Raw genomic sequence first — 16,420 nt, forward strand, 5'->3', positions numbered from 1 at the left:
GGCTGGCACTACCGGTGAGTCTTGTTAATATGCGCGGGCAAATAATACCCTTTGCGTAGAAGGTTTACCTGTAAGGATACAGGTACCAGCCTCCTGTTTATTATTTAAAGGAATGCAACGGATCGTTGCTTTAGTGCGCTCCTTGATCTTCTCTTCTGTTTCTGTAGTGCCATCCCAGTGAGCAGAGATGAATCCACCTTTCTCTTCGAGCAGGCGTTCAAATTCCTCTATGGTATTGGCAGGTGTGATATGTTCATCACGGAAGGCCAGTGCTTTGTTGTACATCTGCTGCTGGATATCTTCCAACAGTACACCGATACGCTCAGCCAGGCCGTCCAGCGGCAGGCTTTCCTTGGACTTGGTGTCACGACGGGCTACTTCAGCCACATTATTTTCCAGGTCACGGGCTCCCAGTGCGATACGTACAGGCACACCCTTCATTTCGTATTCTGCAAATTTCCATCCCGGACGGGCATTGTCGCTATCATCATATTTCACACGGATACCGGCTTTCTTCAGCTGGCCCATGATCTCGTGTACTTTTGCGTCGATCTTTGCCTTCTGGTCGTCGCCTTTATAAATAGGCACGATCACTACCTGTAAAGGAGCAATACGCGGAGGCAGTACCAGACCATCGTCATCGCTGTGCGCCATTACCAGTGCGCCGATCAGACGGGTGGATACCCCCCAGGAGGTAGCCCATACATATTCCAGTTTGTTCTCTTTGTTGGAGAACTGCACATCAAATGCTTTTGCAAAGTTTTGTCCCAGGAAGTGGGAAGTACCAGCCTGCAACGCCTTACCATCCTGCATCAGCGCCTCGATACAGTAAGTGTCGATAGCACCGGCAAAACGCTCAGCGGGCGATTTAACCCCTCTTACCACCGGCATTGCCATATAGTTCTCAGCAAAGTCAGCATAAACTTCCAGCATCTGCTCAGTTTCAGCGATCGCCTCTTCAGCGGTAGCGTGGGCAGTATGCCCCTCCTGCCAGAGGAATTCGGCTGTACGCAGGAACAGGCGCGTACGCATTTCCCAGCGCACAACGTTCGCCCACTGGTTGATCAGCAGCGGCAGGTCGCGGTACGACTGGATCCAGTCTTTATATGTATTCCAGATGATCGTTTCGGAAGTAGGGCGAACGATCAGTTCTTCCTCCAGTTTGGCAGTAGGATCTACCACAACACCCTTACCATTCGGATTTTTCATCAGACGGTGGTGTGTTACAACGGCGCATTCCTTTGCGAAGCCTTCAATATGATCTTCCTCTTTACTCAGGAAGCTTTTAGGAATGAATAAGGGGAAGTAAGCGTTCTGGTGTCCGGTGTCTTTGAATTTTTTGTCCAGCACGTCTCTCATGCCTTCCCAAAGTGCAAAACCGTATGGTTTTATTACCATACATCCCTTCACCGCAGAATAATCTGCCAATCCTCCTTTCAGAACCAAATCATTATACCATTGTGAATAATCTTCAGAACGGGCTGTGATCTCTTTACTCATATAGCGTTGAAATATTTATAATCGTGGCCGGTACATATATTATAAATCAAATCTGAATTTGGCTTAATATTTGTACTGGATATATTACCAAAAGGTAAAATGTCACAAACCTACATGAAAATCAGAAACGTGCAAATAGTTTGGTAAAATATTATGAGTGGTTAGATATTATTGTAGCAGTGACCGTTCTTTACGTTAAAAATAGTGTAAATTTACTATAGAAATCAGGCTAAAAATTCCGACAAAATGAAATCAGTTCCTTACCTTGCTGTGCTAGCGCTGTTTATCCTAAGCAGCTGTTCATCAGCATATAAAACCACACAAACACCGGACGATGTGTACTACTCTCCGAGAGTTAAACCCACCTATGCTGCAAGCAATAATCAAAATAACGATAACGTTAATGTGACTGATGCCGAAGGTGATGGCACCTATGTTACGTATGACGATGAAGATCAGGGGGATTATTCACGCCGCATAGACATGTTTAACAGGAACTATAAAGGTTCTTACTACGATTACTATTCACCAAACGTATATTCCGGTTTTTACGGTAGTCCTTACTACGGTAGCGGCTGGGGTATCAGCAGTTACTACGGTGGCGGCTTCGGTTATGGCTGGGGTTCTCCTTACTACAGCTCTTTCTGGGGTCCTTCCGTTAGCATAGGCTTCGGTTACGGCTGGGGTGGTTACAACCCATGGTATAGTGGCTGGTACAGTCCATGGTACAGCAGCTGGGCATATAATCCCTGGTACTATGGCGGATATCACGGTGGCTATTATGGCGGATATCCTGGTTACTGGGGTGGTCACGGAGGCTACTATGGTTATGCTTCTCCGGGACGCCGTACACGCGGTAGCTTCGGTACTTCTTACCCAGGCAGGGTAGTTGGCGGAACAACGCCTAATCCTGGTGGCCGTACAACCAGAACAGATTATACTCCATCGAGAAGGGGTTCCGGTACTACCAGCCCTGGCGGACGTGTTGTAGAACGTCCTACTACCGGTGGCAGGACCAATCCTGATGGTTATTACACACCAAGACGTTCATTTACACCTTCTGCAGGCGAACGCCCTGTAGGTAGCGACGGTGGTGGCCGCAGCAGTGGCTCTTACAATCCTCCTACCAGGTCCTTCCAGCCAGCGCAGCAACCACAGCGTTCTTATTCACCTCCTCCATCCTATACGCCTAGCAGATCCAGCGGCGGCGGTGGTTCCATCGGTGGTGGTGGCGGCGGCGGTGGTCGCGCAGGCAGAACGAGGAACTAATACTAAAATGATTTGATCATTGAATATTCTAAAAATGTACCCTGGTCAAAAGCCAGGGTATTTTTTAACCCTTAATTCTACTATGATGATTAAAAGAATGGTGTTCGCCCTGGCATTGACAGGAACCTGCTTATCCCTGCAGGCACAAACGATAGACGACGCTTTACGATTCAGCACGACTTCACCCTCAGGTACAACAAGAGGACAATCAGTAGGTGGCGCTCTCGGTGCATTGGGAGGAGAAGCCTCTTCCCTGTATGTAAACCCCGCGGGAGTCGGCTTTTTCAGAACAAATGATTTCTCATTTACCGTTGGTTTCCAGAATATTTCCAACTCAGGCACTTACCTGAATACGAAGGCTGATGACAATAAGTTCATTCCGCTTGTTTCCAATATCACCATGATCTTTGGTGGCAGAAGGAAAAAGCCGGATAGCAAATGGCAGAATTTCAGTTTCGGGCTGGGTCTGAACCGTACGCAGAACTACAATCAGCGGATCTATTACACAGGTACCAATACCAGTTCCTCGCTGTCATTGAACTATTACCTGGATGCAGAAGCTGCCGGTGTTACCAACCCGGATCAACAGCTGGGTGGTAGCCAGACGATCGGTTCCCTGGCGCATACTTCTGCACTCGCTTATCAGACAGGACTTATTTCTCCTTACACGGACAATAACAACCAGCCTGATGGCACCTTCTTTTCTGCTGCACAGGCACAGGACCGCAGCATCAATGTAAAACAGGAGAACATTGTTGACGCCAAAGGCGGCGCCTATGACGTAGCATTCGCTTTCGCTGCTAACTATGACGATAAGCTGTACCTCGGCGGTAGCCTGAATATTCCGACCATGACCTACAAAAATTCAAGGACATGGAAAGAAACTAACCAGAACACCGTTCCAACAGACCTGAACAGCTTTGATGTTACTGAAACACTCAGATCAGAAGGAACGGGTATCAACCTCAAGGTGGGTGGTATCTATAAACCCGTTAAGGCCTTAAGTCTGGGTGCTACCTTCCACTCTCCTTCCTGGATCAGTTTTACAGATACCTACCGGACAAACATGACCACTTCTACCAAGACCTTCGGCGTGCTGTCTGCTTCGTCTACCGAAACTAATGATGGCTTTGAAGACGAGTCAAAGTATACTGTCAGAACACCGTGGAAAGGAGTACTTAGCGCAGCCTTCCTTTTCGCTCCTTCGGCCGATACCAGGAAGCCGACAGGTTTCATTTCCTTCGACTATGAATACATGGACTATGCTTCCATGAAAATGCGTTTCCGGAACGATAACAGCTTTGACAGGGAAGACTCCGATCTTCGTAACGACGCTATTAAGGCAACCTACCAGGGAGCGTCTAACATCCGCGTAGGTGGCGAGTTAAAGCTGCACGTTATCGCTTTCAGACTGGGTTATGCCCTGTATGGCAGTCCTTATAAGAACGGTGCCATTGACGGTAAACGCCAGTATTACAGCGGCGGTATCGGTTACAGGAACCGCGGGTTCTATATGGACCTGGGCCTGGTGTATGGCAGCAATACCTTCACCAATCAGCCTTATGTACTGTCTTCCAATGCTGATCCGGCCGACAACTACACTACACCGGCGGCTGCGAAGATCGACAGCAAACAGGCTAACATCAATGCTACCTTTGGCTGGAAGTTCTAATCCGTCACCAAACATATTTTACTTGAAAAGGGCGTTCGCTTTGCGTGGACGCCCTTTTTTTAAATAGAGAAGGGATCAATCCATTTTTCTCTATTTTTGCGCGGCGATATACACCTATGACTTACAAACTGTCACTATTACTGGCTTTTGCCTTACCGGCAATTACATATCCTGTTGCAGCTCAAACCTTACAGGATGTTTTAAAATTCAGCAGCGACATACCCGTGGGCTCTGCCCGCGGACAAGCAATCGGCGGCGCCACAGGTGCATTGGGAGGAGAAGTAGCAGCCATCTATGTGAATCCTGCAGCCGCTGCTTTCTTCCGTAGCAGCGACCTTTCTTTTTCTCTTGGCTATCAGCATATTAATAATACCAACTATTATCTTGGCAATAAAGACAACGCCAAAAGGGGCGGCCTGAAGTTTGACAACTTCACCCTGCTGATGCGCAGCAAGGAGAAGGAACGTCCCCTGGTATTTGCCATGGGTGTGAACAGGACGAACAACTTCCGGGAAGATGTCTACTACCAGGGAAGCATCGCCAATTCCTCCCAGTCGCTCAATTACTTCATCCAGGCAGACAATGCCCATGTCAGCAACCCAGACGCGCTACTATCCGCCGGGCAGGATGTAGCGATCAGGCATGCCGCATCCCTTGCCTACCAGACTTACCTGATCAATCCTTACCGGGAGGGCGATCAATATAAGTTCACATCAGCCGCAGAAGCGGACGACTACAGTATACTGGTCCATCAATCCCACCATATCCTCACGCATGGCGGTATTACGGAACTGGCGCTCGTCTTCGGCAAGCAGCACAGCGACAAGTTATACTTCGGAGGCAGTATGAATATTGGCTTCATTAAACAAGGCCAGCAGGATATCTGGGAGGAGCGGAATATTAATCCGGTGCATGCTGACCTGAATGCCTACCAGGTAACCCAGACAACGACTACAAACGGCATTGGGGTTAACCTGAAATTAGGAGGTATCTACAAACCGGCAGCGCCGCTCAACCTGGGCCTCACATTTCAATCGCCTACCTGGTATGGCGTGAATAAGGACTATCAGACGGATATGCTGACTGACACCAAATCGGCCGGTGTAGTAAGGGCATCTACTGTTTATATGATTGATGATACCACACAGTCGGAAACAGACAATCTCAATTACAGCGTCAGAACGCCCTGGAAAGCGACAGCAAGCGCTGTGGTGCTGTTCAACACAGGCGGTAACCCTGATCATCCTTACGGGTTTATCAGCGTTGATTACGAGCTGGACGACTATCGCTCCATGAAGCTAAAGTATGGGGATGCATTGGATAATCACTATTATGCTGAGCAGGTAAAAGCTAACTACCGGACAGCAGGCAACTTCCGTGCAGGTGCGGAAATAAAATATCTGCTTTATGCCCTGCGACTTGGTTTTGCACGTTATGGCAGTCCTTATAAAGATAGCGGGATTGACGGTGCGCGTACTTATTACAGCGGTGGCGTAGGCTACAAGACTAACAGTGGTTATTACATGGACCTTTCGTTTATCAGAGGAGGGCATCAACAGCGGCGGGAAGTGCCTTACGAGCTCTTACCCAACAATTATGGGTATGTGAATCCGCCGGCGGCACAAATCACCAGTGCCACCACGAGAATGGCGCTGACCTGTGGCGTCAGGTTTTAAGCAGCTGGTCTACTTCTTCCAGCAGGCCTTTGCCGGCTTCAAACCATTTGAAGTCTTTGTCTTTACGAAACCAGGTTAGCTGTCTTTTTGCGTACTGGCGGGTATGCACAATGATCTGTTCTACGGCCTCGTCCCAGCTGATGTTACCATCCAGGTAATCAAACACCTCTTTATATCCCACGGTCTGCAGGGCGTTATGATTGCGGTAAGGCAATACGGCCCGTACTTCTTCCAGGAGGCCATCGGTCACCATCTGGTGTACACGACGGGCAATATTGGCGTGCAGTTGTTCTTTGGGAAGGGTAATAGCAGTTTTGATGATGTTAAAGTCCCGTTGTACGGTATTACCTGTACGGAAACTGGTAATAGACTGGCCGGTAGCATATAATACTTCCAGTGCCCTTATGAGGCGGTGTGGGTTCTGGATCTCTGCAATAGCATAAAAGGCGGGGTCTTTTTCCTGCACTTCCTGCTGGAGCCAGGCCAGCCCTTCCTTTTCATAGCGTTCCTGTATGGCGGCACGGACGGCTGCAGGAGCGGCTGGAATGTTATCAATACCTTCACAGAAAGCCTTAATATACAGTCCCGTACCTCCACACATCACCACAACATCCCGGTCCTTCCATACTTCGGCAGCATAGTCTAAAGCCAGTCTTTCGTAAATGCCGGCATTGACCTCCTCCTTTATGGAATGGGAATCAATAAAATAATGCGGAACAGTCAGCAGTTCCTGCTGACTGGGTTTTGCGGTACCTATACTTATTTCACGATAACACTGGCGGGAGTCTGCAGAGATAACGGCTGTATCAAAGTGTTGTGCCACTTCTATTGCTTTCGCCGTTTTGCCCGCCGCTGTGGGACCTGCGATGATAATAACGGTCTTCACTAATACATGTCTTCGTTGCTATTATCTTCACCTCCTTCGTCCTCTGCATCGGTTGTGTCCTCCTCTCCTTCTTCGCCAAAGCCATCTTCACTCATGCCTTCTTTATTGAGGTCATATTTCTCTTCCATTTCCACCAGTTTGTCGCCTACAAGGCCTTTGGTGCCGTACTGGCTGGGGGCTAAGCCTTCTTTTCTTGTACAGAAAGGATATGCTACTTTGGAGTTTTCATCTTTTGACACACCGATCAGTTCCACGAGGAATGTCCAGTTCTTCGCATAGTCATAGAGGTAAATGAACTTCTGATTGGGGGTTTTTACAGCTGCGGCAATAGGCGTGTCTTCCATTAACAGTGGTTCTACCTTACGTGGAGCGCCATCCTGTTCAAGGATGATCTCTCTGCCCCGTTGCCAGTTATCATTGCTACGGAAAAAAGTCGCTTTATGTTTATTGTCAAATTCGAAAGACTGTAAAATAGTTTGATGAAATTGTAAAAATGTCTGGTCCGGTTTAATGGAAATATCCCTGTACACACTTTCATCTTCTTCCCAGTAAACTCTGAATTTCAAAACAGGCATGACAATAAAGGATTTTATTAATAATCTGGTATTTCCAGGATCGGATCAGCAGGTACAAAGATCAGACCTGATCCTGAAAAAGGCAGCGTTAACATTAATTAACACTACTAAATTAACATTTTTATTTAACTGGTGTCAAATCCATCTCTTTGGCCTTTTCGAGCAGGAAGGCAAAGGCAGCTTCGTAGGTATTCGGAATTACCCCATCCAGGATAGCTTCGCGGATGGCATTTTTCAGGTCACCCACTGCCCTGGAAGGCGAAAGGCCAAACGTTTCCATAATGATCTCGCCTGTAACGGGAGGTTGCCAGTTGCGGATACGGTCACTTTCCTCTACTTCTTTCAGGCGCTCGCGCACCAGTTCAAAGTTTTCCAGGTAGCGTTTTACTTTCACTTTGTTTTTGGAGGTGATGTCTGCTTCACAGAGCATCATCAGGCCATCAATATCATCACCTGCATCGAACAGTAAACGGCGTATAGCAGAGTCGGTTATGTTCTCTTTGGTAAGGCTGATGGGGCGGAGATGCAGTTCCACCAGTTTCTTCACCAGCCGCATATTCTCGTGCAGCGGCAGTTTCAGTTTGGTAAAGATACGGGGTACCATCTTCCCTCCCACCGCATCATGGCCGTGGAAGGTCCAGCCATGTCCCTGTTCAAAACGTTTGGTGGCAGGCTTGCCGATGTCGTGCAGCAAAGCAGCCCAGCGCAGCCAAAGGTCTTTGGTATGGCGGGAGATATTATCCACCACCTGCAAGGTATGATAGAAATTGTCTTTGTGCCCTTTTCCTTCCACCATTTCCACGCCGACCAGGTCTACCATCTGCGGCAGTATTATCTTCATAATACCGGCTTTATAGAGCAGGTCGAGGCCTACGGAAGGTACGGGCGACAACATGATCTTATTGAATTCGTCTGTAATCCGCTCCTGCGAGATGATCTTAATGCGGTCTGCATTTTCTCTGATGCCTCTGAAGGCTTCATCGGAGATGGTGAACTGCAGTTGCGACGCAAAGCGTATGGCCCGCATCATCCGCAGGGGATCGTCGATAAAAGTCTGTGCAGGCTCCAGTGGCGTTCTGATGATCTTTGCCTCCAGATCCGCAATACCGCCAAAGGGATCTACCAGGCTGCCATAGTCCGCCTCATTGAGGCTGATAGCCAGTGCGTTGATGGTAAAGTCGCGGCGCAGCTGGTCATCTTTCAGGGTACCGGGTTCCACATCGGGGTTCCGGGAGTCGTGACGATAGCTTTCTTTTCTGGCGCCGACGAACTCGATTTCCAGGTCATTCCATTTGACCTGTGCAGTACCATAGGTTTTGAAGAAGCTAACCTTCGCATTATCAAAATATTCGGCCACCTTATGGGCCAGGGCGATACCGTCCCCCACGCATACGACGTCCATATCTTTGGTACGTCTGTTCAGTATTTTATCGCGCACAAAGCCGCCGATCAGGTAGCAGGGCGTACCCAGTTCATGGGCCGCTAACGCTATCTGTTCCAACACTTTTCGTTCCTGTAAAGTACAGGGAATATCTATAGGCTTTCTGCTGATCATAAATGAATAAAACGGCAAAAGTAAGTTTTTTATCTGATCACCTGCATACTGCCATCTTTCAGTAGCTTAATGATCCGTGAGGGCGCTGCCGGGGTCGTATCGTCCTGCCGGTAGTTAACAACATAATCCACCCCTTGTTTTATAACCTCGTCCACATCCCTGAATGAAGCCGGCGAAGGCTGTCCGCTGATATTCGCGGAAGTGGACACCAGTGGTTTACGCAGGCGCTTGATCAGGTGCCGGCAGAAGGTATCCTGTACGATCCTGATAGCAACCGTACCATCGCTGTTGATCACGTTAGGAGCAAGGTCAAGCGCCCCTTCATAGATGATGGTGGTAGGCCGGTCAAACCCGGCGATAATATCAGCAATATCAGGAGGGGTATGTGCTACATATTTCAGCAGGTCACGCACCTCTGCGAGGAGGATGACCAGGCTCTTTGCCTCTGGCCGTTGTTTCAGGGTAAATACTTTACTAACGGCGGCTTCGTCGGTCGCGTCGCAGCCGATACCCCAGATCGTGTCTGTAGGATAGAGGATCAGTCCCCCGCTACGTAATACCTGCAGGGATGCCGTTACATCATTTTCAAAATCCATCATAATTTATAAACTTTCGTAGACCTTCATCACGGCCGCAGCGCACTTTTGCCGGCTGAACAATTGTGCGTGTGTCCATCCTTTTGTTCTCATTTCTTCTGCGAATGATTTTTCGTTCAGTACTCTTCTCATCGCATCTGCAATAGTAGCCGGCTGCAGTGGATTGACATACAAGGCAGCGTCACCGCCTGTTTCCCCGAAACAGGAACCAGCGGATGTGATCACCGGCGTACGGCTCCACAGCGCTTCGAGGATGGGGATACCGAAGCCCTCAAAGATAGAGGGATATAATAAAGCTTCCGCACCCTGGTATAATACCGGCACATCTTCCGTCGCAATTCTGCCCTTTTCATTCAGCCAGACGATCCGGTCAGACAGGTCATGTTTTTGGGCAAAAGCCTTTACCTTATCCTTGTAACTACTGCCTCCTCCCAATACCACCAGGGGAATGTCTATCTCTCCTTTCAGCTGCAGCATGGCCTGCAGTATTCCCAGCAGGTTCTTTCTTTCAATAATGGATCCGACATACAAAAAATAGGATGCCGGCAGTCCGTACTGTTCCTTCATCTGCGCGATACGTGCTTTCTCGTGCGTAACCGCGAAGGATTCATCACAGCTTTGATACACTACTTCTATTTTTTCTGCCGGGGTTTTATAGTATTGAATGATATCCTGTTTGGTCTGTTCGCTGATGGCGATCACTTTATCTGCATACTGGCAGGCGTATTTCGCCTTTCGCCGGTAGGTCTGTACGTCAATGAGATTGTATTGCGCAGGGTAACGTTCAAAGATAAGATCATGCATGGTTACCACGCTCTTCACACCACTTTTGTGAATGCCGAACGGAATTTCATGGCTGAGCCCATGGTAGATATCGATGCCTTTGGCCACCAGTTCCCGTACTACATATTTGCTTCTCCAGGCGCTGCGGAACCAGCGGTGCAGGCGTTTTTCCGGCAATACTGGCTGCATGTTCGCATACGCCTCCGTAGCGTACATGCTGGTTAGCTTAGGCGCATAGAGATAATAATTGTGCTCGGGATAATACGTTGCCAGTGAGCTAATCAGCGTCCGGCTGTAATTTCCCAGGCCTGTATTATTCTCGTAGGCTCGTTTTGCGTCAAAAGCGATATTCATAGCATGATTTAAAGGGCTGTAAAGGTAAGGAATCGCTCCCAGCTTGCAACTACTAACAGGTTTTCCTTATGTTTGTAAAAAATTTTCAACGATGGAGCTAAAAGAACTAATAAAAGCGGCCTGGGAGAATCGCACTTTATTGCAGGAATCACAGTACAGTGATGCTGTAAAATGTGTGATCGAAGCTGTAGACAAAGGCAAAAGCAGAGTAGCAGAACCTACAGAGAACGGATGGGTAGTAAACGAATGGGTAAAACAGGCCATTTTAATGTACTTCTCTATTCAGCCAATGGAAACCATTGACCTCGGACCATTCGAGTTCTATGATAAAATGAAGCTGAAGTCCCGCTACAAAGACCTGGGTGTACGTGTTGTACCTCATGCTATTGCCCGTTACGGCGCTTTTATTGGTAAAGGAGCTATCCTGATGCCATCTTACGTAAACATCGGCGCTTATGTTGACGAGGGCACCATGGTGGATACCTGGGCTACCGTAGGCTCCTGCGCGCAGATCGGTAAAAATGTTCACCTGAGTGGTGGCGTTGGTATCGGTGGTGTACTGGAACCACTGCAGGCTGGTCCTGTGATCATTGAAGATGGTTGCTTCGTCGGCTCCCGCTGCATCGTGGTGGAGGGCGTGATCGTGGAAAAAGAGGCGGTACTGGGCGCTAACGTGGTACTGACCAAGAGCACCAAGATCATCGACGTAACCGGAGCGGAACCAGTTGAATACAAAGGCCGTGTACCAGCACGCAGCGTGGTAATTCCTGGTAGCTATACCAAGAAATTCCCTGCCGGCGAATACCAGGTACCTTGTGCACTGATCATCGGTCAGCGTAAAGCATCTACCGACCTGAAAACCAGTCTGAACGACACGCTGAGAGAATTCAACGTGGCTGTATAAGGGCTGTCTGACATACATTTTTCCGAGCCGCTTCCCTTCCGGGAGCGGCTTTTTTTTGTTGCCTGTAAGGAATTTTTTGCTTCCGGCTGTCTTATTACTGTAGCAGATCGAAAACCCGCGTTTCCACAAAATTTCACGTAAACCCTTCACTCATAAAAACTGAAAAACATGAAAATTCCACCGATTATGGCATTGCTGTTTGCACTTGCTATGGCCAGCTGCGGCAAAAAAGACGCTGAAAAACTATCCCCTGCTGATGCGACTAAGAGTCTCGTTACTATTAGTGCCGCTCAACCCACCCGCTCCGAGGCCTTGCTGGCGATGCAGTGTTACAACAACGCGTTTTACAACCAGTATGGGACTTATGGTCCGTCTTTCAAGGCATATTACTACTCAGATGTGACCCGTACGGGCAGGATGGATTTCTGGCGACAGGCGGAGGCTATTGAGACGCTGATAGATGCTTATACGGCTAATAATGATGCGGACCTCCGGAACAAAATGGTTTATCTGTACAATGGTATGCGGGATGCGTACGGGCTCTTATGGACATCCAATATCTACAATGACGACGTGATCTGGGGTGCATTGATGTGTATCCGTGCTTTTCAGATCACTAATGATGGTGGGATGAAAGACATGGCGAAGAACAACTTTGACATGGTTTGGAACCGGGCCTGGGATGCGAATCTGGGTGGAGGTCTTTGGTGGACGACTGCCAACAACACTAAAAACGCCTGTGTGAATGCACCTGCAGCTATATGTGCGATGTATCTGTACCAGGCTACGGGTGATGTTGGCTACCGGGATAAGGCTAAGATGATTATCGACTGGATGGTGAGTAAGCTGTATGTTTCCGGCTCCGGGGAAGTGAAAGGGGCGATGAATTCCGCCGGGGTTATTACAGAAGGCGCCCGTACGTATACTCAAGGCACATTCATCGGTGCTTGTAGTATGTTACACAGCTCCTACCCTTCCGGTAATTACAGATCAATGGCCGCTAAAGCAATGGACTACACGAAGGCAAATATGTGTAATGCCCAGGGGCTCCTGCCGGATGAATATGATTGTGATGACTGCCAGGGGTTCAAAGCCATCTTTGCGCGTTGGGCTTGTAAGTTCGTCCGGGATCATGGTCTGCAAAGTACCTATGCCGCGTGGCTGAATTACAATGCTGCTGAGGCCTGGACTTACCGCAACTCCAATGGTCTGATGTGGGGCCAGTGGTGGCGCCGGACACCGGATAACTACGTGAATTCTTTTGAGACGACTTGTGGGGTGGCGATGATGAATGGGGTGTGGTTGTTTTAGAAATTTGAAAGAAAAATTTGGAAGTTTGAGAGAAATGTCTACCTTTGCAATCCCTTAACACGGAATCAGTTGCCCAGATGGCGAAATTGGTAGACGCACTGTGTTCAGGTCGCAGCGCTCGCAAGGGTGTGCTGGTTCGAATCCAGTTCTGGGCACGCAGGCAAAACGCCGGAGAAATGATCTCCGGCGTTTTTTGATTTTCTGAGCCCGATCCGACCATGATTCTGGATGAAACGTGATACCTTGCAAGTACTCGCTTGTACCACATATTAAGACATTTAATTCATATGTTCATTGATGCAACTACTTCCGTTCTGTTACGTTTCCACATGCAAAAATGAGTTAAATTTGTCACCCAACTAGTCTTTTACTTAGGTGAGCGTAACAAACCAATTGTAAGTATAAAAATTATTAATAATCCCATGCCAAATCCGAATAGTGCAAAAACTCACATTCTAAGACGACAAAGATCACAGCATAAAAAATCAACCAAAAACTTCAAACAAAGGAGAAAAAATAGGCTTAAACACTGGAAAAGAGGTAACATTTTTTCCTTAAATAGGAGTTCCAGAAAAGAAAGAGATCTTGAAACATTAAATCTTGTTGCACCTCAACATTTCAAGTTCATCGAAAACACTGACTCGGTATTGACATTTATCAAAACAGGTAAAAAAGCTTTAATGGAAGGTCTGCCTGTTCGCTTTGATATTTCCAAAATTCAATCTCTATCTCCTGATGCAATAGCCATATTGATCTCGCACTTGACGTCTTTTCGATCTTATGGCACTACTATTTATGGGAATGCACCTGATGACGAAGAAATGAAGGAACTTTTTACGTCCTCCGGCTTTTATAATTATGTCAATTCTCATAAAAAATTTGAGCCAAGTGATAAAAATCTAATGCATAAAGAATCAAATTTTAAAGTAAAACCTGAGATTGCCGAAAAGGCGACGATGTTAATTAATAGTAACGGAGATTACTCTGAGGACAATATTGAAGCAATATATAGTATATTTATTGAAATGATGTCCAACACTCATCATCATGCAAGCCTAAATAAATTTGGTAATTCGAAATGGGTAATTTACGTTTACAATGATACTAAGAATGAAATCACATCAGTTAGTTTTCTAGACCTAGGTGTTGGTATATTTAAGAGTGTCGTAATGAAAAATTATCTTAAAAAAATAGCAATTAAATTTCCATTAGTTAGAAATATAATATTAGTGGACGATTTATTATCGGGCAAAATTGGGTCTAGAATTGATGTCGATAATGAAATAAGAGGAAAAGGAATTCCCCAAATTATAAGCTACTCCAAGCTTCCATTTTTTAAGAAATTTTATCTAATAACCAATGAAGTGAAGATAAATCTAAAAACTGGTGAAAAGGATGAGTTGAGAAATAATTTCGGAGGGACATTCTATTATTTTGAATTATGTTCAAAATTAAAAAACAATGAAAGTAACACAGTCAATTGATATCGCAAAAGAATTTAGCTCAAAACCAGGGGCCAGATATAAATATGAAGGAGATTTTTCAGGACAACTTTTTTTGGAAAGCCTTCTCTTGCCAAAGTTTGATAAAGCGGTTCAAGAAGGAGGCAAGGTTTTGATAATATTAGATGATGTTCTAGGATATCCATCTTCTTTTATTTCCGGCTCATTTGGTAAGCTATCCATTGATAAAGGGGCCGATCAAGTTTTAAAACATTTAGAATTTGAGTCAAAAAATCAAATGCGGATTGATAAGATAATATCGGAAATTCAAAACCCGAAGAAAAAGTGAAAACCATCAGAATTTTAGTTTTAATAATTGTTTTCGCTTTAGGCGGACTATCAGGCTTTTTTGTAAAAAATTTTCCTTTCATTAGGTGGAATACCGAAGTGAAGATTTATGAAGTGTTTCAAGTTTGCTCTACCTTGTTTATCGGGATTGCTATTCCTTTTTTTATAAAAAAGTGGATAGAAGATAAAAGACAACTAAAAAATGCTCTTATAGAGGAATGCAAGGAAACCTTGACAGAAATAAAAAGAATCAGAACTAAGTTTGAAGGTTGTTACTCAAACAATTCTATCTCCGCAAGTGATAAAGACGAAATACTGATACTCTTTTCCGACGCAGATTTAAAAGTACAAAATTTAAAAGAAAACTTCACGCTGGCGTTCAAGGGTGAGTCAAAAATAGGAATAGTTGGAATAAAAGAGAATACAGTCAATGCCATTAATAATTCTTATATAAGTTATTGGAAAACAGTAACAGGAGGAAGTTTAATGAATTCAAATTATACCAGAATTGATAATGATTTGTTGAAAAGCCAAAAGAGTGATTTCTCATCTGTTGAGAAAGCAATAAAACAAGCGATCATTTTTATACATACAATTTAGGATGAGACTATAAAATATATTGTGTAAACAATTAACCCAACTGTCAGATTAAATCGAGACTATAAAATATATTGTGTAAACGATAAGGCAACTGTTTAGAGCCGACATCTGTTGTCAAAGATCGTTAAAAATTGATGGAGTATGATCCCCCAGTTATGGAGAGTCATACTCCATTTCTTTTCTATGTTCATTATTGCGTAAACACCCGAGATAGAGCGTCTTTTTAATCTAGAAGCATCAAAATAATATTGCGGATCAAAAATTTGAATTATGAAACGCAATAAACGTACGTAAGCCTACGAGCAACAGCATCTATATCGTAATTCGGGAGTGGCTTAACTTTGCTCAAGTTTCCAGTTATGTGGAAGAAGTTCTTTGATTCGGTTTACGGGATAACCGGCTATTCTACTGAGCACGTCCTGTAACCATTTTACAGGATCAACCTTATGCATTTTACAAGTTCCAAGCAAGCTATATAGCATCGCGGATCTCCTCGCAGCCTCATGTGAGCCGGCAAATAGATGGTTTTTCCGGCCCAGGGCTATAGGCCTTATGGAGTTTTCAATCGGGTTGTTATCTGGCAACAGATGTCCTGTTTGGGCATATGCGCATAGTTTATTCCACCTTTTTATGCTATAAGCCAGTGCTTGTCCAATTGGGCTCTTAGGAAGGACTTGTGGATACTGGTCAATCATCCATACCCCTAACTCAGCGAGGATAGGAACAGCCTTCTCAAAACGGTGAGATTTACGATCTGCTATATTATATGCCTGAGCATTGCATTCCCGCTCTATTTCTAGAGTAGCTGTATTTGCTGAAGAACATGCTCCGCACGGCTGCGGTCATGCTCCAGCGCATCTACAAAATATCTACGTGCGTGAGCCATGCAATGGATGAGATTTATTCCACTGCTTTCAGCGATAGTGTCGTAGACCTGGTAGCCATCCGT

The 16,420-nt window shown here is 46.0% G+C and carries 16 protein-coding genes and 1 tRNA gene; 9 read left to right on the top strand and 8 right to left on the bottom strand.

The features are described from left to right. Positions 1–24: 24 nt before the first annotated feature. Complete coding sequence (gene proS, locus L3C95_RS31260; protein ID WP_236394486.1) at positions 25–1,500, bottom strand: proline--tRNA ligase; 1,476 nt, start codon at positions 1,498–1,500, stop codon at positions 25–27. A gap of 246 nt (positions 1,501–1,746) precedes the next feature. Between proS and L3C95_RS31265 the strand changes: the two genes are divergently transcribed. From L3C95_RS31265 to L3C95_RS31275, 3 genes are all read left to right on the top strand, one after another. Beyond that, on the top strand, positions 1,747–2,769 hold the full coding sequence (locus tag L3C95_RS31265; protein ID WP_236394488.1) for a hypothetical protein: 1,023 nt from the start codon (positions 1,747–1,749) through the stop codon (positions 2,767–2,769). A gap of 82 nt (positions 2,770–2,851) precedes the next feature. Continuing rightward, the gene (locus L3C95_RS31270; RefSeq protein WP_236394490.1) at positions 2,852–4,441 is read left to right on the top strand and encodes an OmpP1/FadL family transporter; all 1,590 of its coding nucleotides are present in this window, start codon (positions 2,852–2,854) and stop codon (positions 4,439–4,441) included. Positions 4,442–4,557: 116 nt separating this feature from the next. Further along, positions 4,558–6,117: a hypothetical protein gene (locus L3C95_RS31275; protein ID WP_236394491.1), complete on the top strand. Its 1,560-nt coding sequence runs from the start codon at positions 4,558–4,560 to the stop codon at positions 6,115–6,117. Here the strand turns inward: L3C95_RS31275 and miaA are convergent. The 5 genes from miaA to L3C95_RS31300 form a co-directional block, all read right to left on the bottom strand. After that, positions 6,107–7,003, bottom strand: a complete 897-nt coding sequence (gene miaA, locus L3C95_RS31280) for a tRNA (adenosine(37)-N6)-dimethylallyltransferase MiaA (RefSeq protein ID WP_236394494.1) — start codon at positions 7,001–7,003, stop codon at positions 6,107–6,109. The genes L3C95_RS31275 and miaA overlap by 11 nt on opposite strands. After that, positions 7,003–7,578 carry a plasmid pRiA4b ORF-3 family protein gene (locus tag L3C95_RS31285; protein ID WP_236394496.1) on the bottom strand — a complete coding sequence of 192 codons (576 nt, stop codon included), beginning with the start codon at positions 7,576–7,578 and terminating at the stop codon, positions 7,003–7,005. The genes miaA and L3C95_RS31285 overlap by 1 nt, the downstream gene beginning before the upstream one ends. Positions 7,579–7,699: 121 nt before the next feature. Further along, positions 7,700–9,133, bottom strand: a complete 1,434-nt coding sequence (locus tag L3C95_RS31290; RefSeq protein ID WP_236394497.1) for a CCA tRNA nucleotidyltransferase — start codon at positions 9,131–9,133, stop codon at positions 7,700–7,702. Between the two features lie 29 nt (positions 9,134–9,162). Then, positions 9,163–9,732 (bottom strand): L-threonylcarbamoyladenylate synthase, encoded by a 570-nt coding sequence (locus L3C95_RS31295; protein WP_236394499.1) that lies wholly within the window; start codon positions 9,730–9,732, stop codon positions 9,163–9,165. A 3-nt stretch (positions 9,733–9,735) separates the two neighbouring features. Further along, on the bottom strand, positions 9,736–10,866 hold the full coding sequence (locus L3C95_RS31300; RefSeq protein ID WP_236394501.1) for a glycosyltransferase family 4 protein: 1,131 nt from the start codon (positions 10,864–10,866) through the stop codon (positions 9,736–9,738). A gap of 91 nt (positions 10,867–10,957) precedes the next feature. On the opposite strand from L3C95_RS31300, the gene L3C95_RS31305 reads away from it, so the two are divergent. The 6 genes from L3C95_RS31305 to L3C95_RS31330 all read left to right on the top strand — a co-directional run bounded on the left by L3C95_RS31305 (position 10,958) and on the right by L3C95_RS31330 (position 15,471). Beyond that, on the top strand, positions 10,958–11,770 hold the full coding sequence (locus L3C95_RS31305) for a 2,3,4,5-tetrahydropyridine-2,6-dicarboxylate N-succinyltransferase (RefSeq protein ID WP_236394502.1): 813 nt from the start codon (positions 10,958–10,960) through the stop codon (positions 11,768–11,770). A 168-nt stretch (positions 11,771–11,938) separates the two neighbouring features. Beyond that, complete coding sequence (locus L3C95_RS31310) at positions 11,939–13,081, top strand: glycoside hydrolase family 76 protein (RefSeq protein WP_236394504.1); 1,143 nt, start codon at positions 11,939–11,941, stop codon at positions 13,079–13,081. Positions 13,082–13,152: 71 nt separating this feature from the next. Then, positions 13,153–13,236: transfer RNA gene (locus L3C95_RS31315), tRNA-Leu, on the top strand. 267 nt (positions 13,237–13,503) lie between these two features. Then, positions 13,504–14,565 carry a hypothetical protein gene (locus tag L3C95_RS31320; protein WP_236394506.1) on the top strand — a complete coding sequence of 354 codons (1,062 nt, stop codon included), beginning with the start codon at positions 13,504–13,506 and terminating at the stop codon, positions 14,563–14,565. Next, positions 14,543–14,872, top strand: a complete 330-nt coding sequence (locus L3C95_RS31325) for an STAS-like domain-containing protein (RefSeq protein ID WP_236394508.1) — start codon at positions 14,543–14,545, stop codon at positions 14,870–14,872. Before L3C95_RS31320 ends, L3C95_RS31325 begins: the two co-directional genes overlap by 23 nt. Continuing rightward, entirely contained in the window at positions 14,869–15,471 is a 603-nt protein-coding gene (locus L3C95_RS31330) for a hypothetical protein (RefSeq protein ID WP_236394510.1), read from the top strand. The genes L3C95_RS31325 and L3C95_RS31330 overlap by 4 nt, the downstream gene beginning before the upstream one ends. Before the next feature lie 335 nt (positions 15,472–15,806). Here the strand turns inward: L3C95_RS31330 and L3C95_RS35300 are convergent, their stop codons facing one another. Together L3C95_RS35300 and L3C95_RS35305 are read right to left on the bottom strand one after the other, a co-directional pair. Further along, positions 15,807–16,265, bottom strand: a complete 459-nt coding sequence (locus L3C95_RS35300; RefSeq protein ID WP_410683783.1) for an IS66 family transposase — start codon at positions 16,263–16,265, stop codon at positions 15,807–15,809. Between the two features lie 2 nt (positions 16,266–16,267). Then, positions 16,268–16,420: IS66 family transposase (locus L3C95_RS35305; protein ID WP_410683784.1), on the bottom strand; the 153-nt coding region annotated here is incomplete at its 5' end.

Origin of the sequence: Chitinophaga filiformis (genome assembly GCF_021646545.1) — a bacterium.
GTDB classification, from domain to species: domain Bacteria; phylum Bacteroidota; class Bacteroidia; order Chitinophagales; family Chitinophagaceae; genus Chitinophaga; species Chitinophaga filiformis_A.

Excerpts from the sequence above, each read along its gene's own strand:
- proS (WP_236394486.1), bottom strand. The coding sequence starts at position 1,500 with ATGAGTAAAGAGATCACAGCCCGTTCTGAAGATTATTCACAATGGTAT.
- L3C95_RS31265 (WP_236394488.1), top strand. The coding sequence starts at position 1,747 with ATGAAATCAGTTCCTTACCTTGCTGTGCTAGCGCTGTTTATCCTAAGC.
- L3C95_RS31270 (WP_236394490.1), top strand. The coding sequence starts at position 2,852 with ATGATGATTAAAAGAATGGTGTTCGCCCTGGCATTGACAGGAACCTGC.
- L3C95_RS31275 (WP_236394491.1), top strand. The coding sequence starts at position 4,558 with ATGACTTACAAACTGTCACTATTACTGGCTTTTGCCTTACCGGCAATT.
- L3C95_RS31285 (WP_236394496.1), bottom strand. The coding sequence starts at position 7,578 with ATGCCTGTTTTGAAATTCAGAGTTTACTGGGAAGAAGATGAAAGTGTG.
- L3C95_RS31290 (WP_236394497.1), bottom strand. The coding sequence starts at position 9,133 with ATGATCAGCAGAAAGCCTATAGATATTCCCTGTACTTTACAGGAACGA.
- L3C95_RS31295 (WP_236394499.1), bottom strand. The coding sequence starts at position 9,732 with ATGATGGATTTTGAAAATGATGTAACGGCATCCCTGCAGGTATTACGT.
- L3C95_RS31300 (WP_236394501.1), bottom strand. The coding sequence starts at position 10,866 with ATGAATATCGCTTTTGACGCAAAACGAGCCTACGAGAATAATACAGGC.
- L3C95_RS31305 (WP_236394502.1), top strand. The coding sequence starts at position 10,958 with ATGGAGCTAAAAGAACTAATAAAAGCGGCCTGGGAGAATCGCACTTTA.
- L3C95_RS31310 (WP_236394504.1), top strand. The coding sequence starts at position 11,939 with ATGAAAATTCCACCGATTATGGCATTGCTGTTTGCACTTGCTATGGCC.
- L3C95_RS31320 (WP_236394506.1), top strand. The coding sequence starts at position 13,504 with ATGCCAAATCCGAATAGTGCAAAAACTCACATTCTAAGACGACAAAGA.
- L3C95_RS31325 (WP_236394508.1), top strand. The coding sequence starts at position 14,543 with ATGAAAGTAACACAGTCAATTGATATCGCAAAAGAATTTAGCTCAAAA.